At 46.3% G+C, this 3809-nt stretch carries 3 protein-coding genes and 2 pseudogenes; 2 read left to right on the forward strand and 3 right to left on the reverse strand.

Annotated elements, in window-relative coordinates:
- Positions 1-215: 215 nt before the first annotated feature.
- The 3 genes and pseudogenes from HWQ67_RS14140 to HWQ67_RS14145 form a co-directional block, all read right to left on the reverse strand.
- Positions 216-1427: pseudogene (locus tag HWQ67_RS14140) on the reverse strand (acetate/propionate family kinase); the annotation flags it as partial.
- A 159-nt stretch (positions 1428-1586) separates the two neighbouring features.
- Positions 1587-1931: pseudogene (locus tag HWQ67_RS20620) on the reverse strand (cyclic nucleotide-binding domain-containing protein); the annotation flags it as partial.
- A gap of 283 nt (positions 1932-2214) precedes the next feature.
- Positions 2215-2556, reverse strand: a complete 342-nt coding sequence (locus tag HWQ67_RS14145) for an ArsR/SmtB family transcription factor (protein ID WP_218253337.1) — start codon at positions 2554-2556, stop codon at positions 2215-2217.
- 497 nt (positions 2557-3053) lie between these two features.
- Here HWQ67_RS14145 and tsoC point away from each other — a divergent pair, with 497 nt between their 5' ends.
- Together tsoC and HWQ67_RS14155 are read left to right on the forward strand one after the other, a co-directional pair.
- Entirely contained in the window at positions 3054-3320 is a 267-nt protein-coding gene (gene tsoC, locus HWQ67_RS14150; protein WP_218253338.1) for an NEPxGxxU motif selenoprotein TsoC, read from the forward strand.
- Positions 3321-3336: 16 nt separating this feature from the next.
- Entirely contained in the window at positions 3337-3708 is a 372-nt protein-coding gene (locus HWQ67_RS14155) for a sulfite exporter TauE/SafE family protein (protein WP_218253339.1), read from the forward strand.
- The last annotated feature ends 101 nt before the right edge of the window (positions 3709-3809 follow it).

The raw sequence follows: 3809 nt of genomic DNA on the forward strand, positions 1-3809 counted from the left end.
AGTTTTTTCGGGTATCAAAATTGCTTGCATACAAGAAAGAAAGGGGCGGCTCCGCCCCCCTTCAGAACCCCCTGCAAGGGGACCAGTCCCCTTGACCCCATTATTTCACGCTCAAATATCATGCCTGAAAAAACCTGCGTCATTTCAGTATACAACTTTCTTTTTTTGTATCGTATGCAATCGAAATGCGCTATAAAATCAATATGGGCAGGCACTTATGCCCTCAGCGTGTCAACGGTACGTATGATCTCCCTGGCTATCATCCGCTCTTCGTCGGCTGCCACGACAAGTATCCTGATGCGCGATGCCTCCGTGGAGATATCAGCGATGTTACCACGCTGGACTTTGGCCATACGATTGCTTTCGGTATCAAGGTTTATACCGAAGCTGTCAAGCCCTTGACATATTCGCGCCCTGATTTCAGAAGAGTTTTCCCCGATGCCCCCTGTAAAGATCAGTATGTCTACCCCGCCTAGTGCCGCCAGATAAGCGCCAATATACTTTCGCACCCTATAACAGAACATCCTCAGGGCTACCTCTGCCTTATCGTTGCCCTCATCGGCGGCCTTTAGTATCTCTCGCATGTCGTTACTGATACCGCTGGTGCCCTTGAGGCCGCTTTCCTTGTTCAGGGTCTTTTCGAGGCTGTCTGCGCTATCCCCGTTTTGCAGGAGATACAGCACAAGGCCCGGGTCGATGTCCCCACACCTCGTTCCCATCACAAGCCCCTCCAACGGGGTCAACCCCATAGAGGTATCAATGCTCCTGCCACGCTCTATGGCACAGACGGATGCCCCATTGCCCAGGTGACACGATATTATCCTGAGATTGCCAACGTGCCGCTTGACAAATACGGATGCCATCAGTGCTACAAAATGGTGGTTGGTGCCGTGAAAGCCATAGCGTCGCACATGCCTTTCCTCGGCCAACTGGTAGGGCAACGCATATGTATATGCCTGATGCGGCATGCTCTGGTGAAATGCGGTGTCAAAGACTGCCACGGAAACGGCACTTGGCAGCAGCTCGGTCATCACCTCTACGCCGGTGAGGTTGTAGGGGTTGTGCAGCGGGGCAAGGGCTACACACTGACGTATGGCATCCTTGACCTCATCGTTTATAACCGCAGAGCCGGAGAACTTGTCTCCACCGTGCACCACCCTGTGACCCACTGCCTGTATTTCGCTGAAATCAGTGATGACGCCAATGGCCTTGCCCGTGAGGACATTGACCATTGACGAAAATGCCTCCCTGATGTCCTTTACGACCTCACTGCGTTGTATCTTGGCAGTTACCGTCTTGAGCCTGTGAGGTGAGTTCTCTGCTCCTATGTTTTCGATCAGACCCTCAAACATGGGTTGGGGGCTTGAGGTGTCAAATAACGAGTACTTCAACGAAGAGCTTCCACAGTTGATGATAAGGAGCTTTACCTGCTTTTTGGCAGATGAGAAGTTGAGGTCGTAGGGGTCGGGGTTATCCGTGAACCGCGACCTGTATCCGGCCCTGGGGGGGATGTTTTGTCCTCTCTGGATTTGTCTTTCAGTCGCCATGCAGGCAATCTTTTTGAGTGTTGAGGGGTTTTGCGCAACAACATGCGAAAATACATCCTTTGGCAGCCTTATAACACTCGTATCCTCTGCGGCAGTAATGTCATCAATTACAGGCTTGTCAAATGTCACAGACAACTCACCTAAGACGTCTCCCGCATTAAGACTGGTGAGAAACAATCGTGCATTTTCCTGATTGATCCCTGATATATCCACCTTGCCTCTATACACAATCCATAAGTATCTGTATAGGTCTCTCGTGCTTATGACCTGTTCAGAGGCCTTATACTCAATAAGCTCAGAGGCCTGAGACAGGTGCATCAACCAATCATCACTTAAATCCGAAAATATCTCTATACCCGACAAAAACTCTATTAAATCATCCATAATTAACACTCCTTAATGATTCCCATACAGGATGATTCCCATACAGGAAAATCGTAACGATTGTATATATTGTACAACAGTGCCTACTGATATAGATAGGCATTAGTCAGTATATTCTATTCCAAGCACATAGCTGAACTATTACGCTGCAAGGATTTAAGCCACCTTTATGCCTGTGTAATATGGCATTGTTGCTGTGCGTGAGCAACGTGACCACGTTTGAATGGAGTGCTACCTAAAATTTACCATGCTTTTTAAAGAGGATACTTTTTTCTCCTCTCTGCTACTCTTTTTTGTTTTTGAGCTTACAGTCATTGTTTTTGACTGGACAACACTTTGGCGCTGGAAGTGCTTCGTCATACTCTCTGTTAAGCAGTTCGAGCAAATCCGGGATGATAGGGTCTACCAGGAAATAACACTTCAGTCGCCCATCCACGTAATAATTAATAACATCGTGGTTTCTGAGCAAAGTCAGATGCTGCGAAATGTTAGGCTGGCTTATTTCAAGGAATTTTTCCAAGTCGCTTACACACTTGACACCCCTTGAAAGCTCTTCTAGTATCTTTACCCTTACAGGGTGGGCAACAACCCTCAGTAACTCTATCTTTTTACCAATACTTTTCATATCTATCCATATCCCTATATCTAATATCCTAATATTATACACTTTTATTTGGCAACAGTTCAGCACCTGTAAAAGTTTCCAATGAAAACATAGAGGGTTTGGCCAGCCATTTAACTAATTCCCTACCCTGTAATAGTTCACCCCCCCAAGAAGTAAGGAAAGAAAGGGGCGGCTCCGCTTCTTTTTCGCTCCAGGTCGCACCTGGCCCCTTCAGAACCCCCCGCAAGGGGAGGGGCGAGGCGCAATCTTGTCGCAGCGGGTCGCACCCGCCCCGGGCACGAAGAAGTCCCCTTGACCCCGTAAAAATGCCATGTATCTTGTATTTAATCCAATCGAAACGTGCTATATACACAACATTTCAATTGTATAGCTGAACTATTACCCTACCCTTAAAAGCTCCATAAATATTTTTCTTGACTTTTCATATCTCTCTGGATATAATAATGTTTATATATTCTAATATTAGAATATAGCAATTAATATATATGGAGGTACAGATGAATATCAAGCTCTATCTTAATGCACCACCAGGCAGGAAGTGTAGCAACATCATAGCCCTTGCCTCTGAGATGAAGGGAAGGTATGGTTTTAGCGTTGAAACAATAACCAGCACGGATTCAAACAAGGGAGGCTCTGGTGAATGTTGTGACGTAACACTGACATTACCTGCCGTATCAATTGATGATGCCGTTGTGTTCCAGGGGCGGGATATTACCGCCGATGAGTTAGAGAAGGAGATATTGAAAAGACTGCAAATACGTTAAAGGCGAAGGTGAAAAAATGGTTGATTACTGGTTATTGGCAACGCTTTTGGGAATAGGAATAGTTGGTGGCTTTGTATCTGGTCTGCTGGGCTTAGGTGGGGCCATAATACTTGTCCCCATGCTTCTTTATTGCCCAACGTGTTTGGGAGTTGGTGTATTAACGATGAAGCAAGTGGCTGGGATAACGATCATTGTTGTTTTTGCTTCTTCTTTATCGGGAGTGCTCGTACACAGAAAAAATCAGTTAGTCTTAAAGAATCTTGTCCTTATAATGGGCATAACGGCGGTTATAGCGGCGTTTTTGGGTGCCGTGTATTCGAGGCATACTACAAGTGATGTCTTGCTGGTTATATTTGCATTTATGGCTGCCTTTGCAGCCGTCAGGTAGCACTCCATTCAAGCGTGGTCATGTTGCTCAAGCATAGTAACAATGCCATATTATGAAGGGATAAAAGTGGCTTAAATCCTGACAACCACGGTTGATTGTGG

The organism is Candidatus Magnetobacterium casense, assembly GCF_019173545.1.
Lineage (GTDB): Bacteria > Nitrospirota > Thermodesulfovibrionia > Thermodesulfovibrionales > Magnetobacteriaceae > Magnetobacterium > Magnetobacterium cryptolimnobacter.

What these genes read in the sequence shown, in the direction of transcription:
- HWQ67_RS14145 (WP_218253337.1), bottom strand. Translation starts at nt 2,556, where the DNA reads ATGAAAAGTATTGGTAAAAAGATAGAGTTACTGAGGGTTGTTGCCCAC.
- tsoC (WP_218253338.1), top strand. Translation starts at nt 3,054, where the DNA reads ATGAATATCAAGCTCTATCTTAATGCACCACCAGGCAGGAAGTGTAGC.
- HWQ67_RS14155 (WP_218253339.1), top strand. Translation starts at nt 3,337, where the DNA reads ATGGTTGATTACTGGTTATTGGCAACGCTTTTGGGAATAGGAATAGTT.